The following is a 22,582-nucleotide window of genomic DNA, read 5'->3' on the forward strand; positions in this document are numbered from 1 at the left end:
TGATAGGAAAGGTGGAATACATTGAAACCTGTCTTAGTAAGTGTACAGAGTATCCAACGCGACCCGGAAGGGCAAGAGCTGAAAATAGAGCTCGTTTCCGAAGGCAAGTATTACGTTAAAGACGGTACCCAGTATATCGTCTACGAAGAAAGCGAATTGACGGAAATGAAAGGCGTTACGACGGTCATTAAGGTCTTACCCGGAGGGTCCGTCTTATTGTTGTGTCTAGGGAAACTTCGCCAGCGTCAGGAATTTCATAAGGGAAAGGTAACCTATTCCCAGTATGAAACACCGGTTGGCACTTTTGACGTGAAGATGAAAACCTATGAGTGCCGTGCCGATCTTCAGGATGGAATCGGCACGATTTACTTGGGCTATGACGTCCATATTGAAGAAATCAGTTCCATGTATACTCAATTAACCATAACTGTGCAGGAGGATAAAGCGTAATGGAAATGAAGGATTTATTGAAGCAGGGGATTACGGAAGCCTTGAAGAAGGCTATGGATAAAGGGACGCTCCCGGCCGGTGACTATCCTGATGTCGCCTTAGAAGTGCCGCCGCAGAAAGAATTCGGCGATTTTGCCAGCAATATCGCCATGCAGTCGGCCCGCGTCGCCCATAAAGCCCCGAAACTCATTGCCCAGGCCATTGTCGATGAAATGGATTATCCCTGGCTGGAACGGGCTGAAATCGCCGGAGCCGGCTTCATAAACTTCTTTCTGAAGAACGACGTCATTTACGATACGCTGAAACAAATCCTGGCCGCCGGTGATGCCTATGGGAAGGCTCCGCTGCGCGAAGACGATTCGGTTCAGGTCGAGTATGTCAGTGCCAATCCGACGGGCCCGCTTCACGTCGGTCATGGCCGCGGCGCCGCCTACGGCAGCACCCTGGTCAATCTCCTGCGGGCCGCCGGCTATAACGTCCAGGCAGAATACTATATCAACGATGCCGGCAACCAGATGAATAATTTGGCGGCTTCGGTCAATGCTCGGTACTTGGAACTTTTGGGCCGGCCATCTGAAATTCCGGAAAACGGCTATCATGGCCACGACATCATCGAAACGGCTCAGGCCATCATCGATCAGGATGGCGATAAGTACCTTGACATGCCGGAAGAAGAACGGCTTACCCTGTTTAAAGATCGGGCCTATGTCGAAAAGCTGAAGGCCCTTAAACGGGATTTGGAACATTTTAATGTTTCTTATGACAACTGGTTCAGTGAACGGACTCTCCATCCGGACGCCATCAAGGCGGCCTGCGATGTCCTGCAGGGCCGGGGAAAGATCTATGAAAAAGACGGGGCCTTGTGGCTGAAATCGACGGATTACGGCGACGATAAGGACCGCGTCGTCATCCGCGATAACGGGGTTCCGACGTATTTGGCCGCCGATATTGCCTATCATAAGAATAAGTATGATCGGGGCTTTAAGACCATGATTAATATTTGGGGCGCCGATCATCACGGCTACGTAGCCCGCGTCAAGGCGGCTATGGCCGCCCTTGGCTATGACACGGCTCAGCTGGAAGTGTTGTTACTGCAGATGGTAAGCCTCTTCCGGGATGGACAGCAGGTCAAGATGAGCAAGCGTACCGGTCAGGCCATTACACTGAACGAACTCATCGAAGAAGTCGGCACCGATGCGGCCCGTTACTTCTTCATCATGCGGTCCCTCGATACGCAGCTCGATTTCGATTTGGATTTGGCTAAATCGCACAGCAACGAAAACCCTGTTTACTATATCCAGTATGCCCATGCCCGGATTTACAGCATCTATCGGCAGGCGAAAGAAGCCGGTGCCGATCTCGACAGTAACTGGTCCGACGTCAAATGGGATACCTTGACCAATGACTATGAATTGGAATTGATCAAGAAGATGGCTGCGTTCCCGGAAGAAATCCAGAATGCGGCTCGTGAACGGGCACCGCACCGCATCGCTCATTTCGTTCACGAACTGGCCAGCTTGTTCCATGCTTTCTATAATCATTGCCGTATCATTCAGGAAGACAAGGATTTGGAAAAAGCACGGCTGGCCCTGGTCACGGCTGTACGCATTACCATTGCCAACAGCCTGGCAATTTTAGGGGTTTCTGCTCCTGAAAAAATGTAATATAATTAAATGATAAGTTATGGAATAGATTTTGATTCGCAGTGGGCAGAAGCTCGATAGGGAGGAAATATGGCTAAATATATCTTTGTAACAGGCGGCGTCGTTTCTTCGTTAGGGAAAGGCATTACAGCGGCTTCCTTAGGCCGGTTGCTGAAGAACCGCGGCTACAAGGTTACAATCCAGAAGTTTGACCCTTATATCAACATTGACCCGGGCACGATGAGCCCTTATCAGCATGGTGAAGTTTTCGTCACCGACGACGGTACAGAAACGGACCTCGACCTCGGCCACTATGAACGCTTCATCGACATCAACCTCGGGAAGAACTCCAACGTTACGACCGGTAAAATTTACTGGTCGGTCCTTCAGAAAGAACGTCGCGGCGATTATCTGGGCCACACGGTACAGGTTATTCCGCACATTACGAATGAAATCAAGAATCGCGTCTATCGCGTCGGTGACGACGACAATGCCGATATCGTCATTACGGAAATCGGCGGTACCGTCGGCGACATTGAAAGCCTGCCTTTCTTGGAAGCTATCCGCCAGATCAAGAAAGAAGTCGGCCGCAACGACGTCTTGTACATTCACGTCACCCTCGTTCCGTATATCGGAGCTGCCGGTGAATTGAAGACCAAGCCGACCCAGCACAGCGTAAAAGAACTGCGCAGCATCGGTATCCAGCCGGATATCATCGTCTGCCGTACGGAACGGGCCCTGTCCGATGAAATGAAAGATAAGCTGGCCCTGTTCTGCGATATCGACAAAGATGCCGTCATCGAAAACAAGACCTTGAACAGCATCTATGAAGTTCCGCTGCTCTTGTCGGAAGAAGGCATGGACCGCATCGTTTTGGAAAAACTCGACCTCCCGAATCGTCCCTGCGACATGGAAGACTGGAAGAAGATGGTCGAATCGATTTACAACACCGAAAAGACCTTGGAAATTGCCTTGGTCGGTAAATACGTCGCCCTCCACGACGCTTACCTCAGCGTTGCCGAAGCCCTGAATCACGCCGGCATCGCCAATAAAGCCAAGGTCAATATCCACTGGATCGATTCGGAAACCTTGGAAGATCCCAACCTTACCATGGAAGAAGTTTTTAAGGGCATGGACGGTATCGTCGTTCCCGGCGGCTTCGGCAACCGCGGTATCGAAGGCAAGATCCGCGCTGTCCAGTATGCCCGTGAAAATAAGGTACCGTATCTCGGCTTATGCCTGGGGATGCAGTGCGCTGTCATGGAATTTGCCCGCAACGTCGTCGGCCTCGAAGGGGCAACGTCGTCGGAATTCCATGAAGACGCAAAATTCCCGGTCATCGACCTCATGCCGGACCAGGTTGATATCTCGGAAAAGGGCGGCACCATGCGCCTTGGCCTCTATCCCTGCAAGTTGGTCGACGGGACCAAGGCTCAGGCTGTCTACGATGCCAACCTCATCTATGAACGCCATCGCCATCGCTGGGAATTCAACAACAAGTATCGCACGGAAATGGTCAACGCCGGCCTGATCCTGTCCGGTACGTCGCCCGATGACCGCTTGGTCGAAATCATCGAAATCAAGGATCACCCCTGGTTCGTCGGCTGCCAGTTCCATCCGGAATTTAAATCCCGCCCGACCAAGGCCCATCCCTTGTTCAACGGCCTCATCAAAGCGGCCCTCGATTTGAAAAAATAATAAAGCGAAGCGCTTATCAATGTAAAAAAGGACGTCCCTTTTCGGGGCGTCCTTTTTACGTGCTGTATATTTTCGTGAATCTTGCAAATATCGTATAAATTCTGCGCGGCCATTCTAATTTCGGGATGCAAGGTATAAAGATACATTGGACATGGTGCATCATGTCATATCTGAATATAATATACATAATATATGTGCCTGGTGGAACATATATCAAAACGTTATTTTCTTTAAAAATGTGATAAATTCAGATATCTGAAAATGGGTTTGTAAACTATTTATTTGTTATTCCGTTTCCTTGAAAATCCCATAAAATGGCCATTTATACTATACAAAATAGGTGTCGTATGAAGAAATGTAAACCAAAATATCTTTTTAAATTCGGACGACGTTGGGCTTATTTTTCTTTCGCATTGCATATCATAAAAATAAGTTAAATGTGAAACTTTGCTCCGATTTTCACATTGAATAATACGCTACATAATGATATAATGTAAGCGATTGGAAGCATGATTCATGTTTTTATTATTTTTCATTATATAATAATGAGGTGATTTTTGATGTTGAATACCTTTAAACGAGGTGGGGTCCATCCTGACGATGGCAAGATCTATGCAAAAGACAAAGCCATAGAAACCCCGGCAGTACCGGCTCAAGTCGTCATTCCCATGAGCCAGCACTTTGGTGCCCCCTGTACACCGACCGTCAAAGTTGGCGATATGGTTAAAAAGGGACAGCTTATCGGGACCAGTGACGCATTCTTGCATGCCGACATTCATGCATCTACGTCCGGCAAAGTCATCAAAGTTGCGCCGATGCCGCACAACATGATGGTTCAGTGCATGGCTGTCGTCATCGAAGCAGATGGTAAGGATGAATGGGTTGAAGGACTTCCCGAAGCTCACGACTGGAAACAGCTCGACAGCAAAGAAATCCTGGAACTCATCAAAAAAGCTGGCGTCGTCGGCTGCGGCGGTGCTACCTTCCCGGCTCATGTCAAACTGGCTCCGAACAAACCGGTTGATACCTTCATCGTCAATGGCGCCGAATGCGAACCGTATCTGACCTGTGACTACCGTGCGATGGTAGAAAAGGAAACGACGGATAAACTCGTAACGGGCGTCCAGATCTGCATGAAAGTGCTCGGAATTAAAACTGCTTTCATCGGAATCGAAGACAACAAACCGGAAGCCATCCAGAACCTGACCGAAGCTTTCAAAGATATTCCCGAAGTTACGGTTGTTGCCTGCAAGACCAAGTATCCTCAGGGTGCTGAAAAAATGATGATCGAAGCCTGCACGGGCCGTCAGGTCGAACCGGGCGGACTCCCGATGAACGTCGGCTGCGTCGTCAGCAACGTCGGCACGGTCATCGCTATCACCGATGCTGTCTGTCAGGGTATTCCTTTCATCGAACGCCTCACGACCGTTACGGGTGACTGCATCAAAGAACCGAAAAACCTCCGTCTTCGCATTGGTACTACCTTCCAGGAAGTTATTGACTACTGTGGCGGCTTTACGGAAAAACCGGATCGCCTGATCGCCGGCGGCCCGATGATGGGGCTGGCCCAGTATCAGCTCGACGTACCTGTTACCAAAGGTGCTTCCGGTATCCTGGCTCTCTCTCCGGAAAAATGCCAGGCCGGCGAAGAATCTCCTTGCATCCGCTGCGGCCGCTGCGTAGAAGCATGTCCGATGGGCCTCGTTCCGAGTCAGCTCAGCATCTTCTCGTCCTGCCAGGCTTGGGATAAATGCATGGAATACGGCGTCATGAACTGTGTCGAATGCGGCAGCTGTGTCTATACCTGCCCGGCAAAACGCAATATTGTCCAGTATATCCGCAATGCAAAAGGTCAGTGCAAAGCTATTCAGCGCGAAGCGCAGGCGAAAGCAGAAGCACAGAAAGCCAATAACTAATTGGAAGAAGGGATATCATGAGTCCAGAAGCTAAAGGACAAACAAATGGAAAGGATGCTAAAGACATGCAGGAAATTAAACTTACCGTAGCATCTTCACCGCATGTTCGCTGTAACGAAACCATTCCTAAGATCATGTGGAATGTTGTTGCCGCTCTCGTACCGGCTGCTGCGTTCGGCGTTTACTATTTCGGTGTCAATGCTCTCGTCAATATCATCGTCGCAATTGTCTCGGCTGTTATCTTTGAATTCTTATGGGAAAAGGCGATGCACAAACGCATCACCATTACCGACGGCTCCGCTGTCATCACCGGCCTTCTGTTGGCTATGACCTGTCCTCCGAGCCTTCCTTGGTGGATGAGCATCGTCGGTTCCTTCCTGGCTATCGTCGTCTGTAAACAAGCGATGGGCGGCCTTGGCTACAATATCTTCAACCCGGCTCACGTCGGCCGTGCAGGCCTGATGGTTTCCTGGCCGGTCGCTATGACCACCTGGACCCAGCTCAACGGTACGGTCATCGACGGCGTCGCCGGTGCAACTCCTTTGAACGTTTTCAAACACGGCGGTTCCGATGCCCTGTTCCAGCTCTTCGGCACGAACGATTGGAGCAGCATCTATCAGAGCCTGTTCTTCGGATTCCGTAACGGTTCCCTCGGCGAAACCTCTACGGTACTCCTCATCCTCGGCGGTTTATGGCTGATCTACAAAGGCTATGTTAACTGGCAGGTCCCGGTCGTTATGATCGCAACGGTCGGTATCCTCACCGGTGCCGTATACGGCAGTGCAAACGTTGCCCTCTTCCAGATGATGGCAGGCGGCCTTATCATTGGTGCTTTCTTCATGGCAACCGATATGGTCACGGCTCCGATTACCGTTAAAGGTCAGGTCATCTTCGCATTAGGCTGCGGCCTCATTACGGTTTTGATCCGTGTACTCGGCGGTTATCCTGAAGGGGTTTGCTACTCCATCTTGCTCATGAATACCTTGACTCCGCTCATCGACCGTTTGGTAAAACCGACTGTCTTTGGTGCGGTAAAGACAAAGGGGGCTAAATAAAATGGCAGACAAAAACGAAAGCGGGATCTTTAAGGTCGCGATGAACCTTATCCTCACCTGCCTTGTTTCCGGTTGCATTATCGGTGTCGTTTTCTTCATCACCGGCCCGATCGCTACGGCAAAAGCAGAACAGATGAAACAGGATTCGATGAAGACCCTCGTTCCCGATGCTGACAAATTCGTTCCTGTACAGGGCGAAGAAGATACGTTTATTGCTGAAAAAGGCGGCCAGAAAGTCGCTTATATCATCCCGACGGCTCCGAAAGGTTACGGCGGCCCGATCAAATTGTTGACGGCTGTATCCATGGACGGCACGGTTATGGACTACACGGTCCTCGAAGCCAATGAAACGCCGGGCCTCGGTGATAAAGGCGCAAAATCTCCGTTTAAAGATCAGTTCAAAGGCAAGAAAATTGCCGGTCTTGAAGTCACAAAGGACAGAAGTGCAAAAGATAAGATCCAGGCATTGACTGGTGCAACGATTTCTTCCCGTGCCTTCACCTTGGGCGTTAAAGAGGCTGTTGAAAAAGCAGCACAGATGGGGGGTAAATAATAATGAATCTTTGGAAAATCTTTACTAGAGGCATTATTGAAGAAAACCCGTACTTCGTCTTGGCCTTGAGCCTGTGCCCGGGCCTTGCTGTAACGACGAGCATCGTCAACGGTTTGACCATGGGCTTTACGGTATGGTTCGTTATTACCGCCAACAACGTCGTCGTTTCGATCATTCACAAATTGATCAACAAAAAAGTACGTATTCCGGTTTATATTACATGTATCGCAACAATCGTAACCTGTGTACAGTTGTTCTTACAGGCTTATGCTCCTGATCTGTACAAAGCCCTCGGCGTATACCTCGACCTGGTCGTCGTATTTGCTATCATCCTGGCTCGTGCTGAATCGGTCGCATCGAAAAACGGCGTCGTCGTTTCCTTCCTCGATGGCATGGGCATGGGCATGGGCTTCACCATTGCTATGTTCATCATTTCCTGCATCCGTGAAGTCATCGGCAACGGCACCTTCTTTGGTCTCGAAGTATTCGGTCCGTCTTACCAGCCGGCTCTGATCATGGCACTGCCGCCCGGAGCTTTCATGCTGATCGGTTTCATCATGGCTGGATTCAAGATTTGGAATGAACGTGTTGAAAGACAGAGACAACTGAAAGGGAGTGAAGGATAATGGAATACTTTACGCTGTTTATCGGGGCTGTCTTGATTAACAACTTCGTATTGACCAAGTTCCTCGGCTTGTGTATCTTCTTCGGCGTTTCGAAAAACTTGAACGCTTCGGTCGGCATGGGTTTTGCTGTTACGGCCGTTATCACCTTGAGTACCATCTTAGCTTGGAGCCTGTACAACTGGGTCCTCGTTCCGCTTAACCTGACCTTCTTACGGACGATTTCCTTCGTTATCCTGATTGCAAGTTTCGTACAGCTGTTGGAAATCATCATCAAGAAACAGTCTCCGACACTGTATAACATGTGGGGGATTTACCTCATGCTGATCGCGACGAACTGTATCGTTCTGTCCGTTCCGGTCATCAGTGTTACCAGTGGCTATAATTTCCTCGAAAACATCATCTTTGCTGTCGGTGCCGGCATTGGTTTCGCCATTGCTCTTATCCTGATGGCAAGCTGCCGTGAAAAAATGGATTTTGCCGATATCCCGCATGCTATGAAGGGGACACCGATCGCCTTTGTCCTTGCAGGCATGATGTCCTTGGCATTCCTTGGCTTCTCCGGCATGATTTAAGGCAAAAGGAGTTGAAAACTGATTATGGATTACTCATTTATTGCGATCATGGCCGTCGTTGTCATGGTTTGTATCGGCCTTGTATTCGGTTTTATCCTTGCAAGTGCTGACAAGAAATTCGCTATGGAAGAAAATCCGCTCATCGGCGAAGTAAAAGAAGCACTGCCTCAGGGCCAGTGCGGTGCTTGTGGATTTGCCGGCTGTGCAAAATATGCGGAAGCTGTTGTACTTGACCCCGATGTTGCTCCGAACCTCTGTGTTCCCGGCAAGGCTGAAGTTGCTGAAATCGTTGCTAAATTGACCGGTAAGATTGCCGAAGCTACGGAACCGAAATTTGCTCATGTCAAATGCCGCGGCGGCAATGGCATCGCAAAATTGGCTTATGAATACAAAGGTGTTCATGACTGTGCTGCTGCAAAGATCATTCAGCAGGGTCCGAAATTCTGTAAGTTCGGTTGTTTAGGTTTTGGTAACTGCACCCGTTCCTGCCCCTTCGGTGCTATGCACATGGGCGAAGACGGACTGCCGGTTATCGACAAACGTCTCTGCACGGGCTGCGGCAAATGCGCTTCCATTTGCCCGAACCACGTCATCGAATTGCTTCCGATCAGTGCTAAAGTTGCCATCAGCTGCAGCTCCAAAGATTTTGGTGCCGCTGCTATGAAGAACTGCAAAGCAATGTGCATCGGCTGCGGTTCCTGCATGCGTAACTGCTCCCATCAGGAAGAAGGCGCTATCAAGATCGTCGACCATTTGGCCGTCGTCAATCAGGCTGTCTGCCACAACTGCGACAATGCTACCTGCATGACCAAGTGTCCGACAGGCGCTATCAATGAAATGATCAAAGGTTCTTTCAAGAAAGAAGAAAAAGTAGGTTAATAGATGGGTAAGAAACGGTATGTATGGGTTCTTCTCACCATGGCGTTCCTCATCGTATTAAGCAGCTCCGGATGCACCTTGCATCCGGAGTCTTCTTTTGATAGGAGCGGCGTCGCCATGGACACGTCGGTTTCTCTCCGGGCGACCGGGCAGGAAGCAAAAGAAGCCGTCGACGAAGGCTTTGAACGATTGGCCGTCTTAGATAAACTGGCCGGCCAAAATGAAGACAGCGATGTCAGTCGCATCAACGCCGCTGCCGGTAAGGACTATGTCAAGGTCGATCCGGCCATTTATGAAATGATTGAATACGCTAAAGACTACTCGGCGAAGAGCCAGGGCGAATGGGATATCACCATTGGGGTCATGACCAACTTGTGGCATATCGGCAATGCCGACCAGCATGTGCCGTCGCCGGAAGAGGTTTCCCAGGCCTTGATGAAAGTCAATTACAAGGATATCCTCCTGCGGCCGGAAGACCACAGTGTCATGTTGGCTAAACCGGGTATGGCCATCGATTTAGGCGGTGTCGCCAAGGGCTATGCCGTCGATGAAATCCGCAAGATTTACGAAAAGCACCACATTGAAAGCGGGCTCATCAACCTCGGCGCCAGCTCGATGTATGCCGTCGGTAAGACGACCAAGGGCAAACCTTGGAACATCGGGATCAAACATCCCCGATCGGACAATAACCAGGATTTCCTGGGCATCGTCTCCATTGAAAACCAGGCCTTGTCGACGTCCGGCGACTATGAACGCTACTTCATCCAAGACGGTGTCCGCTATCATCATATCTTTGACCCCCGCACGGGCTATCCGGCTCAGTCCGGCGTCATGAGCGACTCCGTCATCATCGATGGATCCGTGCCCCATGCCGGCATGCTCAGTGATATGCTGACGACCATCGTCTTTGTGTTAGGGCCGCAGAAAGGCCTCGATTTGGTTCACAGTATGGAAGGTGTGGACTGCGAAATTACGGGAACGGACAATGCTATTTACATGACGCCCGGTTTCCGTGACCGCTTCTCTGATCTAAATGCTGACTTTCATATTTCAGAATAAAATAACTTCCATAGAAGTAAAAAGTATAGTGAATAAATAATTAATAACTTTAAGTCTATTTACTTTTTGCGATCTTTGTAAGATAATATAGGTATAATAGATTTTAAAGCTATGGAGGGTAGTATTGGCAGATGGATCACATTGATGATAAGATTTTAATGATTTTGAAACGAAATGGGAAAGCTTCGGCAACGGAAATCAGTAAGGTTGTCGGCTTGTCCATTCCGGCTGTTGCCGAACGTATCCGCAAGATGGAACACAACGGCATCATCGAAGGCTATGGCGCGAAGATAAACCGCCGTAAGACGGGATACAACGTGACCGCCTTCATCATGGTCAACTTGGAACGGTCTGGCGATGACGAAGATTTTCGTGCGAAAATCGTTCAGTATTCTGAAGTGCTGGAATGCCATCACGTCGTCGGCGCCTTCGACTACTTATTAAAAGTGCTCGTAAAGACACCGGATGATTTGGAACATTTCCTCATGCAGGTATTGAATGAAATTCCGACGGTCGCTTCTTCGCAGACGTTCATGTGTTTATCCACACTGAAAGAAGAATGGAACGTATAACAAAAAAGATGCTGTCGCAGTTGCGGCAGCATCTTTTTATCTATGGATAAGAGGGTTGGTTAGGCCGTTATCTTTCCGTCGGGACGGATGACCCGGACCTGAAGGCTGAGAGATTTGCCGCTCTGGTCGAGGGCTTTTTTTACGGCCATTTCAAGGCCGCGGCAGCAGGGGACTTCCATGCGGACGATGGTGACGTCCTGAATGGCGTTCTGCCGGATGATTTCGGTCAGCTTTTCGGAATAGTCGATGTCATCGAGTTTGGGACAGCCGATGAGGGTGATATGGCCTTTGATGAAATCGTCGTGGAATCGGGCGTAGGCATAGGCCGTGCAGTCGGCGGCAATGAGCAGCCGGGCCCCGTTAAAATAGGGCGCATGCGGCGGGACGAGCTTGAGCTGGACCGGCCATTGACGGAGCTGTGAACCTTCTCCCTGAGGGGCTTCTTTCTTAGCTTCCGGCGTTACGACATGGGCTTCGTTTCCGGGACAGCGGCCTTTATAGACGCGACCCTGAGCGGCCATGTGCTTTTTGACGGCCTCTTCGTCGTAGTCAGCGGCTTCGCGTTCGACGAAGGTAATGGCCCCGGTCGGACAGTTGGGGAGGCAGTCGCCTAAGCCGTCGCAGTAATCGTCGCGCATGAGATGGGCCTTACCGTCCACCATGGCGATGGCTCCTTCATGGCAGGCGTCGACACAGGCACGGCAGCCATTGCATTTTTCTTGGTCAATTTGTATAATTTTACGTATCATAGTCATTTCCTCCATCGGCAGTTTCGTTGATGATGTTAGTATACGTTATTTTCACGGATCTTGCCGTTGTTTTTCCAACTATATTCAGCAGGAGGTGCTGCTTATGGAACAACATCTATCCCTTATCGAAAAATCCCCGCTCTTTCGCGGCGTCGCCAAGGGCGACGTCTTACCGCTGCTTCAGGATTTGAAAGTCCGTCAGAAAAACTATAAAAAAGGGGAGTTCCTCTTTTATTCCGGTGAACCGGTCACGTATATCGGCTTGGTCCTGGAAGGTTCAGTTCATATCATCCAGGAAGATTATTGGGGCAATCGGAATATCTTGTCGCAAATTCCTCAGGGATTCTTTTTCGGCGAGGCCTTCGCCTGTCTTCCCGAGGCTCCGGCGACGGTCGACGTCGTGGCCTCAGCCGATGCCGTCATTCTTCAGATTTATGTGCAGGGCGTCCTTCATGGCGGCCATATGTTGACGCCGGCCGAGGCCCAGTTTACCGGGAATATACTGGGGCTCATGGCCGAGAAGAATCGACTGCTTACCGAAAAAATGCGCTACCTGACCCAGCGCTCGACGCGGCAGAAGATCATGCTCTACTTGTCGAACCTGGCGCGGGATAAGGGGAAATCGACGTTTGCCCTGCCCTTTAACCGTCAGCAGATGGCGGATTTTTTATCCGTCGACCGCAGCGCCTTGTCGGCGGAACTGAGCAAAATGAAAAAAGACGGCCTTATCGACTATCATAAAGACCAATTTTCGCTGCTGTAAGCGAAGAAAAAACGGCAGGGATTGTTCCTTTCGACAATCCCTGCCGTTTTGATATACAACTCTTAGTGGAGATGGGGAAGGATGTGGCCCATCTTGTTTTTCTTGGTTTCTAAATAGAATTCATCGAATTTCTGCGGTTCCATTTCGATGGGGACCCGTTCGACGATTTCGACGCCAAAGCCTTCGAGGCCGTAGATTTTTTCCGGGTTATTGGTCAGGAGGCGGATTTCCTTGGCGCCCATATCCTGCAGCATTTGAGCCCCGATCCAATATTCGCGAAGGTCAGGGGCAAAGCCGAGTTTTTCATTGGCTTCGACCGTATCGTAGCCCTGTTCCTGGAGGACATAGGCTTTGAGTTTATTGATGAGGCCGATGCCGCGACCTTCTTGGCGCATGTAGAGCAAGATGCCGCGGCCTTCGGCGTTGATCTGGCTAAGGGCGGCTGCCAGCTGTTCCCCGCAGTCGCAGCGGCAAGAGCCAAAGACGTCGCCGGTCAGGCATTCGGAGTGAACGCGGCACAAGAGGTTCTTGCCGTCACCGATGTCGCCTTTGATGAGGGCGACGTGGTGTTCGCCGGTCAGGTCATTGATGTAGCCGTAGATTTTGAATTCGCCGTATTTGGTCGGCATCTTGGCGACGGCTTCGCGGATGACGTGTTTGTCATGGCGGCGGCAGTAGTTCTGTAAATCGTGGATGGTGATGAATTTCAGGTTGTACTTGTCGGCAATTTCCCAGAGGGACGGTGTACGCATCATGGTGCCGTCGTCGGCCATGATTTCGCAGCACAGGCCGACTTGTTTGAGTCCGGCCAGGCGCATGAGGTCGACCGTGGCTTCCGTATGACCGTTGCGGGTCAGGACGCCGCCTCGTTTAGCGATGAGGGGGAAGTTGTGGCCCGGGCGGCGGAAATCTTCAGGACGTGCCGATTCTTCAGCGCATTTGCGGGCTGTGAGGGCTCGTTCGACGGCCGAGATACCCGTCGTCGTATCGACGTGGTCGATGGAAACGGTGAAAGCCGTTTCATGGTTGTCTGTATTTTCGCTGACCATAGGGGGCAGTCCTAATTTATGGGCATATTCGATGCTCATGGGCATGCAGATGAGGCCCTTGCCGTGGCTGGCCATGAAGTTCATGTTTTCTGTCGTGCAGTACTGGGCTGCGCAGATGAAATCTCCTTCATTTTCACGGTCCGGATCGTCGGTGACGATGACGATATGACCGGCCTGCAGTTCTTCGATAGCTTCTTCAATGGTGTTGAATTTTCGTTTTTCTGTCGTCAAAATAAAGACCTCCTTATAACTAAAGCCCTGCGCCAATTATGGCTCAGGGCTTTTATATGCAATGTAAGGCAGGCTGCCAAAGCAGCACGCCACATCTTCTTCCATCCAGACTATACTGTCGGTTTTGGAGTTTCACCAAATCACGAGCCAATGGCTCCTACGCTGCTGCGTTCGCGGACTGTACCGCCGATCGGGAATTTCACCCTGCCCTGAAGATATACGTTTTATTTAGTTCTGTTTTGTATTATACACGGTAGTCATGATTTTTGCAAGTCATGGCTAAAGCGCGGATTCTCAGGCCTTTTCGTCGATGTCGAAGATCTTTCCGGGATTTAAGATGTTGTTCGGATCGAGGGCCTGCTTGATGTCCATCATCATTTCCAGTTCGCCGGGATCGGTAAATTCTTTCATCAAAGCCTTTCGTTTATAGCCGATGCCGTGTTCGCCGGACAGGCGGCCGCCGTGGGCGTAGATGAAGGCGTACAGTTCCTGCTGGTTGGCCTTGACCCGTTCATCCCAGGCTTCATAGGTGTCATCGTCGCCCTTTAAGATATTCAGGTGGATGTTGCCGTCGCCGGCGTGGCTGGCGATACGGGTGATCAAGTTGTACTTTTGGGACAGGCGTAGGATTTCATCGAGGAGCAGGGCTTCTTGGTCGACGGGAACGACGACGTCTTCCTTGCAGACGATGAGGCTTTCGGCGCGGACGGCTTCGGCAAAGGCTTTACGGGCCTGCCAGATCTTATTGTGATCGGCGACGAGGACCGACGATGCGCCGTTTTCGGTGCAGATTTCGTCGAGGATGACGGCTTTATCGTCGAGGTCGTCTTCGTTGGTCCCTTCGACTTCGACGATGATGTAGTTGCCGTTGTCACTGCCTTGAAGCGTTTCGTTGAGGTATTTTTCGACCGATTTGATGGTGATATTGTCCATGAATTCGACGCACGTCGGCGTAATGCCGGCCTTGATGAGCTTGGTGACGACGCCCATAGCCTTGCGGCGGTCGTCAAAGATGGCCAGGAGGTCGAGGGCATATTTCGGCTTGGGGACCAGTTTTAAGGTCGCCTTGGTAATGATGCCCAAGGTCCCTTCGGAACCGATGATGAGCTGTTCTAAGGAATAGCCCGTCGACTGTTTTTGAAGGCGGGCGCCTAAGGTTACGATGCGGCCCTTGGGATTTACGACTTCGACGCTGTATACCTGGTGGCGCGTCGTCCCGTATTTGACGGCCCGGTTGCCGCCGGCGTTGGTGGCGATGTTGCCGCCGATGAAGCACGAGTCGCCGCTGCAGGGATCGCCGGCATAAAAGAGGTCCTGCTGTTCGGCCGCATCCTGGAGGTCCGACGTGCGGACGCCCGGTTCGACGACGGCATAGAGGCCTTCGGTATTGATTTCAAGGATTTTATTCATCTTTTCTAAGGATAAGACGATGCCGCCGTATTCCGGGACGGCGCCGCAGGCAAGGCCGGTACCGGCACCGCGCGGGACGACGGGGAAGTGGAAGTCGTTGGCCAATTTCAAGACGGCACTGACTTCTTCTGCTGTTTCGGCAAAGACGACGGCTTCCGGCATCCGGTGGTAGGCCGGATCGGTCACTTCGTCATGGGAATAGGGCTGCATAGCGTCGGCGTCGGTGACGACGTTTTTCGGCCCGACGACCGCTTTCAGCTTTTCTATGATTTCCGGTGTGATTTTTTCGTATGGCATAATGGTTCCCCCTCGGATAAAGATACAAGATACGTGATTTTATTATATATAACCTGCCGATATTTTAAAAGGAAATTTACAAAAAAACTTTATCTTGTCCCCAAACCCATGTATACTATAGGATAAGATTTTTTCTTAGACTATCATTTTTTAGAAAGGGTGATTGGGTGGAAACCAAAGAGTATCGGCCGCCTGTGCGTCGGAAGAAGCGCCGCAAGCCTCGTCGAAAGCGTCGTCCCGGTCTGCTCAGCCGGATTCGGCAGATGATGAGCTTGTACAATCTGGTTATCCTGGCCATCATTATTGCCGGAGTCTATTTTATCGGGGGCCGACTCCACCGGGTTTGGGAAATCAGGGAAGACATGACTCAGACGCTGCAGCAAGAACAGCTCCTTCGGGATGAAAATACCCGGCTTAAAGCGCAGTACGATAAACTGAACGATCCCGATGAAATTTCGCGAGAAGCGCGGGAACAATTTGGTTTGGCAAAGCCCGACGAAATCCCTTATAAGCCGTAAAAGTTTGTCGAATCTTCCATTTTGGGAATTGAATTTTTGGGCGATTATGAGTATAATGACCATATACGTTTATCAGCTATGCTGAATATCACAAGGAGGAAATTGAAACAGCATGACAATTGAAGTAGGCAGTGTGATGGAAGGTACCGTTACGGGGATCACAAAATTTGGCGCATTCGTAGAACTTCCGGATAAGAAAGTAGGTCTTGTACATATTTCTGAAGTCGCTAATGAGTATGTCAAAGATGTAAATGATTTTTTGAAAGTTCGCGATAAGGTCAGCGTCAAAGTGTTGTCTGTCGACGATAAGGGGAAAATCGCCTTGTCTATTAAGCAGACTCAGGCGGCTCCGGAAAAGAAGGATTTCCGCCCGAAACGCGATATGCGGCAGAAACACGAATTCCGCCAGCATAACGGCTTTGATTCACGCCGCTCGTCAGGTTCGCTGTCGTTTGAAGACCGGCTCAGCAAATTCCTGAAGGAAAGCGATGAACGCCTGATGGATTTGAAGCGCAATACAGAATCGAAACGCGGCGGCCGCGGCGCTCGCCATGCTGATTGATAAGTATTGAATAGCGGAGTGCAGAAAGAGGCGCCGCACGTATCGTGCGACGGCCTCTTTTTGATTTGAAAGGAGACGTTATGGAGTATCAGAAATATGCCGTTATCGACATTGGCTCCAATTCCCTGCGCCTCATGACGGGTTGGCAGGAAGTTCCCGGGACGTGGACTTTTTCGCCGAAAGAATTGGCGACGACTCAGCTCGGGAAGGGCATCGACGAAACACGCCACTTGTCGGCTGACGGAATGGAAGCGTCTTTTGCTGCCATGGAAGGCTGGAAGAAGAAACTTTCCGGCGTACCGGTCTGTGCCGTGGCTACTAGTGCCGTTCGTGAAGCCGTTGACGGCCAGGCCTTTTTGGCCGAAGTGCGGGCCCGTTTCGGCTGGCACTGTCGGGCTATTTCAGGCCTTGAAGAGGCGTCCCTCTGTTTTACGGGAGCGACGAAATTCATCGATCCTGAAAAGACGGCAGCCATCCTCGATATCGGCGGCGGCAGCAGTGAAGTCGCCGTGGGCAAACGAGGCATTTTATGCTGGTCTCACAGTTATGCCATGGGGGCTGTCCGGTTTACGAAAAAGGCGGTTCTTCAGGAAGCGGACGTCCTTCACCTGGAAAACCGCTGCCATAAGATGTGGCTTCCCATCCCGATGAGTGAGACGCCGCAAGTACTGATCGGCGTCGGCGGTACGCTGACGACGCTGGCCGCCATGGATTTAAAACTCGACGTTTACGATGCTAAAAAGGTTGAAGGCCACGTCGTGACCTACGAATCCCTGTGTCAGCACATCGAGAAACTGCGGGTCATGACGCCGGAAGAACGGCGCCATGTACCAGGCCTTCAGCCAAAGCGCAGTGAAATCATCTTAGCCGGCTTGATCATTGCCAAGTCCTTCTTAAAGCGCTATGAAATCCCGGCCGTCATGGCCAGTGAACGGGATATCATGGAAGGTATTTTCTTTCGCCATTCCTTCCACGATGCGGCCTGGAATTCGAAGGAAGGCCGGTTATGAATCTTGTCGAGGACGTTGCCGACTATGCTCGGCAGCACGGCTTATGGCAGCCCGATAGTGCTATCGTCATCGCCTGTTCGGGCGGGCCCGATTCCATGGTCCTCCTCGACGTTTTGAGCCGCCTGGCCCCGTTATATCGCCTGCGCCTCGTAGCCTGCTACGTTCACCACGGCATCCGACCGGCGGCCGATGCCGAAGTCGATTTCGTCCGCCAGGAAGCCTTAAGGCGCCGTTGCGGGTTTACTTGGCAGTACGTCGATGTACCGACTCTCGCCCGGCGTGAAAAAATGTCGGAAGAAGCTGTCGGACGGCGGGAACGCTACCGAATTTTACGCACGATGAAGCGGGCCTGTGGGGCCACGACGATTGCCGTCGCCCATCACGGCGACGATCAGGCCGAAACGGTGCTGCTTCACCTCCTTCGCGGCAGCGGCCTTCAAGGCTTGTGCGGTATGGAACCGCGACGAGGCGACATCATACGGCCTTTGCTGGGCTTTACGAAAGCCGAACTTGCTGCGTATGCCAAAGCGCAGGGGATTCCCTCGTGTCACGACGAAACCAATGACAGTACCCGCTATCACCGCAATCGTATCCGCTTAGAGCTGCTGCCTTCTTTAATGCGATATAATCCGGCGATTACAGCCGACCTCAACCGCCTGGCCGATACGGTCCGTGCCGACGAAGCTTTTTTGAACGACTGTACGGAACATGTCTATCGGGAACTTGCCTGTCCGGGTTACGGCGTTCCGGCCCTGGACCGACGACGATTACTGTCTCAGCCGCTTTCCCTGCAGCGGCGATTGATACGAAGACTTTGGAAGAGTGCAACCGGGTCTTTACAAGACCTTCCCTTTCATTACGTTGAAACCATACGGGCTTTAGCTGCCAAAGAAACGGGGAAACAGTTTCAGTGCGGCAAAGCCTGTGCTTATACGACGCGGACCGCTCTCTGCATGGGTCCGGCCGTTCCCCGCCAAAAGCGGAAGCGGTAATTTAATTTTTTTTCGGAGGAATCAAGATGCATCAGGATATCAAAGAAATTTTACTTACAGAAGAACAGATTGCTGCCCGCGTTCGCGAATTAGGCGCTCAGATTACCAAGGACTATGCCGGAAAGACCATCCTCCTTTGCGGCATCTTGAAAGGGGCCGTCACCTTTTTTACCGATTTGGCCCGCGCCATCGACGGTCCGGTTTACTTCGATTTCATGAGCTGTTCCAGTTACGGCGCCTCGACGGAATCGTCGGGTGACATCGAAATCCGCAAAGACCTCGATAACGACGTCGAAGGGAAAGATGTCCTCATCGTCGAAGACATCATCGATACGGGCATTACCTTAAGCCACCTCGTTCCGATGTTGAAAGAACGGGGCGCCCGTTCGGTAAAATTGGCCACCCTCTTGAGCAAGCCGGCTCGGCGTCAAGTCGAAGTTCCCGTCGACTACAACGGCTTTGAAATTCCCGATGCCTTCGTCGTCGGCTACGGCCTCGACTATAATAGCTGCTACCGCAACCTGCCTTACATCGGCGTCTTGAAGGAAGAAGTATACTCCAAGTAAGGATGTCTACCTATTTTGTATAAAATAAGTTGTTGCTTTTGAAGAAGTGTGGTAATATAAAATTGTGTTGGTTAGAATAAAGAAAAAATTGTCATAAACTAGGTGAAAGGAGCAGTATTTTGAGTAAATTTGTGCGGAATGTAAGTTTATACTTACTCATCATCATCGTCGCCGTATCGATTATAGATGCCCTTACGAGCAATAAGACTGATAAATCGGAAATTTCTTACACGAATTTCATGAGTCAGGTCCAGCAGAAAAAAGTCGATGCCGTCCAGATTACCGCCGATCATGCCATCGTCGGTCAACTGAAAGACGGAACGTCCTTTACGTCGTATGCCCCGACGGATGCAGCGCTCTTACCGGCCCTGCGAGATGCTGATGTCAATGTTATTGCCAAGCCGCCTGAACAACCGTCGTGGTGGATGAATATGCTGACGGCAGTCCTGCCGATCCTGGTACTCATCGCCGTGTGGTTCTTCATTATGCAGCAGACCCAGGGAGGCGGCGGCCGGGTCATGAACTTCGGCAAAAGCCATGCTAAGATGCACGGCGAAGGAAAGATCAAAGTTACCTTTAAAGACGTTGCCGGCGAAGACGAAGCTAAGGAAGAATTGGCTGAAATCGTCGAATTCCTGCGCAACCCCAGCAAGTATAATGCCATTGGCGCTAAGATTCCGAAAGGGGTCCTCCTCTTCGGCCCTCCGGGGACCGGGAAAACCCTCTTGGCTCGTGCTGTAGCCGGGGAAGCCGGTGTACCTTTCTTCAGCATCAGTGGCTCCGACTTCGTCGAAATGTTCGTCGGTGTCGGTGCGTCCCGTGTCCGTGATTTGTTTACACAGGCTAAGAAGAATGCCCCCTGTATCGTATTCATCGACGAAATCGATGCCGTCGGCCGCCAGCGCGGTGCCGGTCTCGGAGGCGGTCATGATGAACGCGAACAGACGCTGAATCAGCTGTTGGTTGAAATGGATGGTTTCGGTTCCAATGAAGGCATCATCACCATTGCTGCGACGAACCGTCCGGATATCCTCGACCCGGCCCTCCTTCGTCCCGGCCGTTTTGACCGGCAGATTACCGTCGACCGTCCCGATTTGCGCGGCCGTCGGGCCATCCTCGAAGTCCATGCCAAAGGCAAGCCCTTAGGCAAAGACGTCGACCTCGATATCATCGCCAAGAAGACGCCGGGCTTTACCGGTGCCGACCTCGGCAACCTGCTCAATGAAGCGGCGCTCCTCGCTGCCAGAGCCAATAAGAAGATCATCAACATGCCGGAACTGGAAGAAGCCAGTGAAAAGGTAAGCTTCGGGCCGGAACGGCGCAGCCACGTCATCAGCGACAAGGAAAAACGCCTGACCGCTGTCCATGAATCGGGCCACGCCCTCATTGCTTACCTCTTGCCGGATGCTGACCCGGTACATAAGGTCACCATCATTCCTCGCGGTCGTGCCGGCGGTTATACGATGATGCTGCCGGAAGAAGACCGGTCGTATGAAACGAAATCCTACTACCTGGCACAGATCCGCGTCGCCCTCGGCGGCCGGGCTGCTGAAGAAATCGTCTTCAACGAAATCAGCAGCGGTGCATCGGGCGACCTCCAGAGCGTTACCCGCATTGCCCGCCAGATGATTACCCGCCTGGGCATGAGTCCTAAATTAGGTCCCATGGTCTTTGGTGAACAGCAGGACCAGGTATTCCTCGGCAAGAGCCTCGGCCACGAACGCAATTACGGCGACAGCGTTGCCGAACTGATCGACAAGGAAATGCACGATATCGTATCGGAAGCCTATGCCGACGTTCTCCATATGCTGCACGAACGCCTCGATACGCTGAATAAGATGGCCGACGCTTTGATCGAAGTCGAAACGATCAACCGTCAGCAAGTCGACAACTTGGTCAAATACGGGACGCTGGAAGCTCCTGAAGAAAAAAAGGCCGAAGCCGTTGATACGGAAGCTGCCGATACGGCTGTTCAGCCGGCAGAAACTGTCGAAACCAAAGCCGTCGATGCCGAACCTGTTGCAGAAGAACCGGTTTCAGCATCGGACAGTGAAACGTCTGCTGCCGAAGCGCCTCAGCAGGAACAGACGGAAGTCCAGATTAGTCCTTGGGGCAATCCCGTTCCTAAGGGAGGCCTGACGGAAGGCTTGACCCATCCGGACGATGAAAAGGACGACAAAGATACGAAGAAATAAGTTTATCATGGCTTAGTTCAAGGCCGTTTAGAGACTGCCGTATGAGCTTTATCCTCATGCGGCAGTCTCTTTGCGTAATGCCTTGACAGGCCTATGGGGTATGATACAATTTTTACATAAACGATGAGCATGTTACCGCCGCGATACGATACCCCACGGGCATGGACCAGAAAAGCGGCAGCAGGAGGGACGAATGAATATGCGGGAAGCTATTTTTAACTTTTTACGAAAACACCAAAATGAATTCGTATCGGGCCAGCAGATTTCTGAGCAGCTGGGAGTCTCTCGAACGGCGGTGTGGAAACATATACGGGCCTTGAAGCAGAAGGGATACGTCATCGAATCGTATACGAAAAAGGGCTACTGTCTGCGTGAAGCACCGGAACTCTTGTCCCCGGAAGGACTTGAAAAAGGCCTTTCTTCGTCCGAATTCGGCCGGCATATCGTCTACCGGGAACGGGTCGATTCGACGAATAACGTCGCCAAACAAATGGCGGATGACGGGGCTCCCGAGGGGACGGTCGTCATCGCCGAAGAACAGACTGGCGGCCGCGGCCGCTTGAGTCGTTCTTTCCATTCCCCCTTTGCCAAGGGCTTGTGGTTCTCGGTTATCCTGCGGCCGGCCATTCCTCCCATGGAAGTCTCTAAAATGACCTTGCTGGCGGCCGTGGCCCTGGCCCGGTCCCTGCGTGCCCACGGCCTTTCGGACTGCGGCATCAAGTGGCCCAATGACATTTTGCTTCACGGCCGTAAGCTGGTCGGCATCCTGACCGAATTGAACGGCTCTGCGGAAAAGGTCAACTACATCATCATGGGCATCGGCGTCAACACCGGCGTCACGGCCAGTGATCTTCCAGAAGAGTTACAGGATATCGTCACCAGTTTTGCCATGGAAGGGGTCAGCGTTCAGCGGCAGGAACTGCTGCAGACCATCTTGTTGGAATTGGAAAAGCTGTACCAGACGGTCTGTCAGGAAGGATTTGCGCCCATTTTAGTACAGTGGCGGGCTTTGTCCTGTATGCTCGGACAAAAAGTGGCCGTCAGTTCCATTGGCCGGACGTTTACTGGAACGGCCGCCGATATCGATGATGACGGCAATCTCATCGTCGAAACGGAAGGCGGGCTGGAAAAGGTCATGGCCGGCGATGTCCACGTTCGTCCCGTCTAATTGTGCGTAAAGACTATTCAAGACGGGCAAACTCTGTTATTATAATAGG

Annotated in this window: 22 protein-coding genes and 1 riboswitch; of the genes, 19 read left to right on the plus strand and 3 right to left on the minus strand. The window is 51.5% G+C overall.

The window, feature by feature from the left end; all coding sequences use genetic code 11:
• The first annotated feature begins 21 nt into the window (after window positions 1–21).
• The 11 genes from HMPREF3201_RS01650 (at window position 22) to HMPREF3201_RS01700 (ending at window position 11,023) form a co-directional block, all read left to right on the plus strand.
• On the plus strand, window positions 22–450 hold the full coding sequence (locus HMPREF3201_RS01650; protein WP_197408247.1) for a YwiB family protein: 429 nt from the start codon (window positions 22–24) through the stop codon (window positions 448–450).
• Window positions 450–2,114 carry an arginine--tRNA ligase gene (argS, locus tag HMPREF3201_RS01655; RefSeq protein WP_062411431.1) on the plus strand — a complete coding sequence of 555 codons (1,665 nt, stop codon included), beginning with the start codon at window positions 450–452 and terminating at the stop codon, window positions 2,112–2,114. The genes HMPREF3201_RS01650 and argS overlap by 1 nt, the downstream gene beginning before the upstream one ends.
• A 69-nt stretch (window positions 2,115–2,183) precedes the next feature.
• Window positions 2,184–3,791, plus strand: coding sequence for a CTP synthase (locus HMPREF3201_RS01660; RefSeq protein ID WP_062411432.1), 1,608 nt, complete (start codon window positions 2,184–2,186; stop codon window positions 3,789–3,791).
• A 560-nt stretch (window positions 3,792–4,351) separates the two neighbouring features.
• Window positions 4,352–5,707 carry an electron transport complex subunit RsxC gene (gene rsxC / locus HMPREF3201_RS01665; RefSeq protein ID WP_062411433.1) on the plus strand — a complete coding sequence of 452 codons (1,356 nt, stop codon included), beginning with the start codon at window positions 4,352–4,354 and terminating at the stop codon, window positions 5,705–5,707.
• 17 nt (window positions 5,708–5,724) lie between these two features.
• Window positions 5,725–6,762, plus strand: a complete 1,038-nt coding sequence (locus HMPREF3201_RS01670) for an RnfABCDGE type electron transport complex subunit D (protein ID WP_062411434.1) — start codon at window positions 5,725–5,727, stop codon at window positions 6,760–6,762.
• A gap of 1 nt (window position 6,763) precedes the next feature.
• Window positions 6,764–7,315 (plus strand): RnfABCDGE type electron transport complex subunit G, encoded by a 552-nt coding sequence (locus HMPREF3201_RS01675; RefSeq protein WP_044504618.1) that lies wholly within the window; start codon window positions 6,764–6,766, stop codon window positions 7,313–7,315.
• Window positions 7,316–7,317: 2 nt separating this feature from the next.
• Window positions 7,318–7,941, plus strand: coding sequence for an electron transport complex subunit RsxE (rsxE, locus tag HMPREF3201_RS01680; protein ID WP_044504616.1), 624 nt, complete (start codon window positions 7,318–7,320; stop codon window positions 7,939–7,941).
• Entirely contained in the window at window positions 7,941–8,513 is a 573-nt protein-coding gene (locus HMPREF3201_RS01685; protein ID WP_154254092.1) for an electron transport complex protein RnfA, read from the plus strand. The genes rsxE and HMPREF3201_RS01685 overlap by 1 nt, the downstream gene beginning before the upstream one ends.
• Window positions 8,514–8,537: 24 nt before the next feature.
• Complete coding sequence (gene rnfB / locus HMPREF3201_RS01690) at window positions 8,538–9,392, plus strand: RnfABCDGE type electron transport complex subunit B (RefSeq protein WP_062411435.1); 855 nt, start codon at window positions 8,538–8,540, stop codon at window positions 9,390–9,392.
• A gap of 117 nt (window positions 9,393–9,509) precedes the next feature.
• Complete coding sequence (locus HMPREF3201_RS01695; protein WP_062411436.1) at window positions 9,510–10,451, plus strand: FAD:protein FMN transferase; 942 nt, start codon at window positions 9,510–9,512, stop codon at window positions 10,449–10,451.
• Window positions 10,452–10,582: 131 nt separating this feature from the next.
• Window positions 10,583–11,023 carry an Lrp/AsnC family transcriptional regulator gene (locus HMPREF3201_RS01700; RefSeq protein ID WP_044504607.1) on the plus strand — a complete coding sequence of 147 codons (441 nt, stop codon included), beginning with the start codon at window positions 10,583–10,585 and terminating at the stop codon, window positions 11,021–11,023.
• A gap of 59 nt (window positions 11,024–11,082) precedes the next feature.
• Here HMPREF3201_RS01700 and HMPREF3201_RS01705 read toward each other — a convergent pair whose 3' ends face one another.
• On the minus strand, window positions 11,083–11,772 hold the full coding sequence (locus HMPREF3201_RS01705; RefSeq protein ID WP_062411437.1) for an ATP-binding protein: 690 nt from the start codon (window positions 11,770–11,772) through the stop codon (window positions 11,083–11,085).
• A 103-nt stretch (window positions 11,773–11,875) separates the two neighbouring features.
• On the opposite strand from HMPREF3201_RS01705, the gene HMPREF3201_RS01710 reads away from it, so the two are divergent.
• Window positions 11,876–12,535, plus strand: coding sequence for a Crp/Fnr family transcriptional regulator (locus HMPREF3201_RS01710; RefSeq protein ID WP_062411438.1), 660 nt, complete (start codon window positions 11,876–11,878; stop codon window positions 12,533–12,535).
• 62 nt (window positions 12,536–12,597) lie between these two features.
• Here HMPREF3201_RS01710 and HMPREF3201_RS01715 read toward each other — a convergent pair whose 3' ends face one another.
• Together HMPREF3201_RS01715 and HMPREF3201_RS01720 are read right to left on the minus strand one after the other, a co-directional pair.
• On the minus strand, window positions 12,598–13,815 hold the full coding sequence (locus HMPREF3201_RS01715) for a bifunctional 3,4-dihydroxy-2-butanone-4-phosphate synthase/GTP cyclohydrolase II (RefSeq protein WP_062411439.1): 1,218 nt from the start codon (window positions 13,813–13,815) through the stop codon (window positions 12,598–12,600).
• Between the two features lie 89 nt (window positions 13,816–13,904).
• Window positions 13,905–14,036, minus strand: a riboswitch (FMN riboswitch).
• A gap of 73 nt (window positions 14,037–14,109) precedes the next feature.
• Complete coding sequence (locus HMPREF3201_RS01720; RefSeq protein WP_062411440.1) at window positions 14,110–15,522, minus strand: FAD-binding oxidoreductase; 1,413 nt, start codon at window positions 15,520–15,522, stop codon at window positions 14,110–14,112.
• 194 nt (window positions 15,523–15,716) lie between these two features.
• Between HMPREF3201_RS01720 and HMPREF3201_RS01725 the strand changes: the two genes are divergently transcribed.
• The 7 genes from HMPREF3201_RS01725 (at window position 15,717) to HMPREF3201_RS01755 (ending at window position 22,533) form a co-directional block, all read left to right on the plus strand.
• Window positions 15,717–16,040: an FtsB family cell division protein gene (locus HMPREF3201_RS01725; protein WP_227166391.1), complete on the plus strand. Its 324-nt coding sequence runs from the start codon at window positions 15,717–15,719 to the stop codon at window positions 16,038–16,040.
• A gap of 112 nt (window positions 16,041–16,152) precedes the next feature.
• Window positions 16,153–16,602, plus strand: coding sequence for a S1 domain-containing RNA-binding protein (locus tag HMPREF3201_RS01730; RefSeq protein ID WP_062411442.1), 450 nt, complete (start codon window positions 16,153–16,155; stop codon window positions 16,600–16,602).
• Between the two features lie 80 nt (window positions 16,603–16,682).
• The gene (locus HMPREF3201_RS01735; RefSeq protein ID WP_062411443.1) at window positions 16,683–17,612 is read left to right on the plus strand and encodes a Ppx/GppA phosphatase family protein; all 930 of its coding nucleotides are present in this window, start codon (window positions 16,683–16,685) and stop codon (window positions 17,610–17,612) included.
• The gene (tilS, locus tag HMPREF3201_RS01740; protein ID WP_062411444.1) at window positions 17,609–18,604 is read left to right on the plus strand and encodes a tRNA lysidine(34) synthetase TilS; all 996 of its coding nucleotides are present in this window, start codon (window positions 17,609–17,611) and stop codon (window positions 18,602–18,604) included. The genes HMPREF3201_RS01735 and tilS overlap by 4 nt, the downstream gene beginning before the upstream one ends.
• A gap of 26 nt (window positions 18,605–18,630) precedes the next feature.
• Window positions 18,631–19,170 carry a hypoxanthine phosphoribosyltransferase gene (hpt, locus tag HMPREF3201_RS01745; RefSeq protein WP_062411445.1) on the plus strand — a complete coding sequence of 180 codons (540 nt, stop codon included), beginning with the start codon at window positions 18,631–18,633 and terminating at the stop codon, window positions 19,168–19,170.
• Between the two features lie 119 nt (window positions 19,171–19,289).
• Complete coding sequence (gene ftsH, locus HMPREF3201_RS01750; protein WP_062411446.1) at window positions 19,290–21,365, plus strand: ATP-dependent zinc metalloprotease FtsH; 2,076 nt, start codon at window positions 19,290–19,292, stop codon at window positions 21,363–21,365.
• Between the two features lie 199 nt (window positions 21,366–21,564).
• Entirely contained in the window at window positions 21,565–22,533 is a 969-nt protein-coding gene (locus HMPREF3201_RS01755) for a biotin--[acetyl-CoA-carboxylase] ligase (protein ID WP_062411480.1), read from the plus strand.
• Window positions 22,534–22,582: the final 49 nt, after the last annotated feature.

It is taken from the genome of Megasphaera sp. MJR8396C, from assembly GCF_001546855.1.
Taxonomy (GTDB): domain Bacteria; phylum Bacillota; class Negativicutes; order Veillonellales; family Megasphaeraceae; genus Megasphaera.

Coding starts and splice junctions, on each gene's coding strand:
- argS (WP_062411431.1), top strand. CDS start 450: ATGGAAATGAAGGATTTATTGAAGCAGGGGATTACGGAAGCCTTGAAG.
- HMPREF3201_RS01660 (WP_062411432.1), top strand. CDS start 2,184: ATGGCTAAATATATCTTTGTAACAGGCGGCGTCGTTTCTTCGTTAGGG.
- rsxC (WP_062411433.1), top strand. CDS start 4,352: ATGTTGAATACCTTTAAACGAGGTGGGGTCCATCCTGACGATGGCAAG.
- HMPREF3201_RS01670 (WP_062411434.1), top strand. CDS start 5,725: ATGAGTCCAGAAGCTAAAGGACAAACAAATGGAAAGGATGCTAAAGAC.
- HMPREF3201_RS01675 (WP_044504618.1), top strand. CDS start 6,764: ATGGCAGACAAAAACGAAAGCGGGATCTTTAAGGTCGCGATGAACCTT.
- rsxE (WP_044504616.1), top strand. CDS start 7,318: ATGAATCTTTGGAAAATCTTTACTAGAGGCATTATTGAAGAAAACCCG.
- HMPREF3201_RS01685 (WP_154254092.1), top strand. CDS start 7,941: ATGGAATACTTTACGCTGTTTATCGGGGCTGTCTTGATTAACAACTTC.
- rnfB (WP_062411435.1), top strand. CDS start 8,538: ATGGATTACTCATTTATTGCGATCATGGCCGTCGTTGTCATGGTTTGT.
- HMPREF3201_RS01695 (WP_062411436.1), top strand. CDS start 9,510: ATGGACACGTCGGTTTCTCTCCGGGCGACCGGGCAGGAAGCAAAAGAA.
- HMPREF3201_RS01700 (WP_044504607.1), top strand. CDS start 10,583: ATGGATCACATTGATGATAAGATTTTAATGATTTTGAAACGAAATGGG.
- HMPREF3201_RS01705 (WP_062411437.1), bottom strand. CDS start 11,772: ATGATACGTAAAATTATACAAATTGACCAAGAAAAATGCAATGGCTGC.
- HMPREF3201_RS01710 (WP_062411438.1), top strand. CDS start 11,876: ATGGAACAACATCTATCCCTTATCGAAAAATCCCCGCTCTTTCGCGGC.
- HMPREF3201_RS01720 (WP_062411440.1), bottom strand. CDS start 15,522: ATGCCATACGAAAAAATCACACCGGAAATCATAGAAAAGCTGAAAGCG.
- HMPREF3201_RS01730 (WP_062411442.1), top strand. CDS start 16,153: ATGACAATTGAAGTAGGCAGTGTGATGGAAGGTACCGTTACGGGGATC.
- HMPREF3201_RS01735 (WP_062411443.1), top strand. CDS start 16,683: ATGGAGTATCAGAAATATGCCGTTATCGACATTGGCTCCAATTCCCTG.
- tilS (WP_062411444.1), top strand. CDS start 17,609: ATGAATCTTGTCGAGGACGTTGCCGACTATGCTCGGCAGCACGGCTTA.
- hpt (WP_062411445.1), top strand. CDS start 18,631: ATGCATCAGGATATCAAAGAAATTTTACTTACAGAAGAACAGATTGCT.
- HMPREF3201_RS01755 (WP_062411480.1), top strand. CDS start 21,565: ATGCGGGAAGCTATTTTTAACTTTTTACGAAAACACCAAAATGAATTC.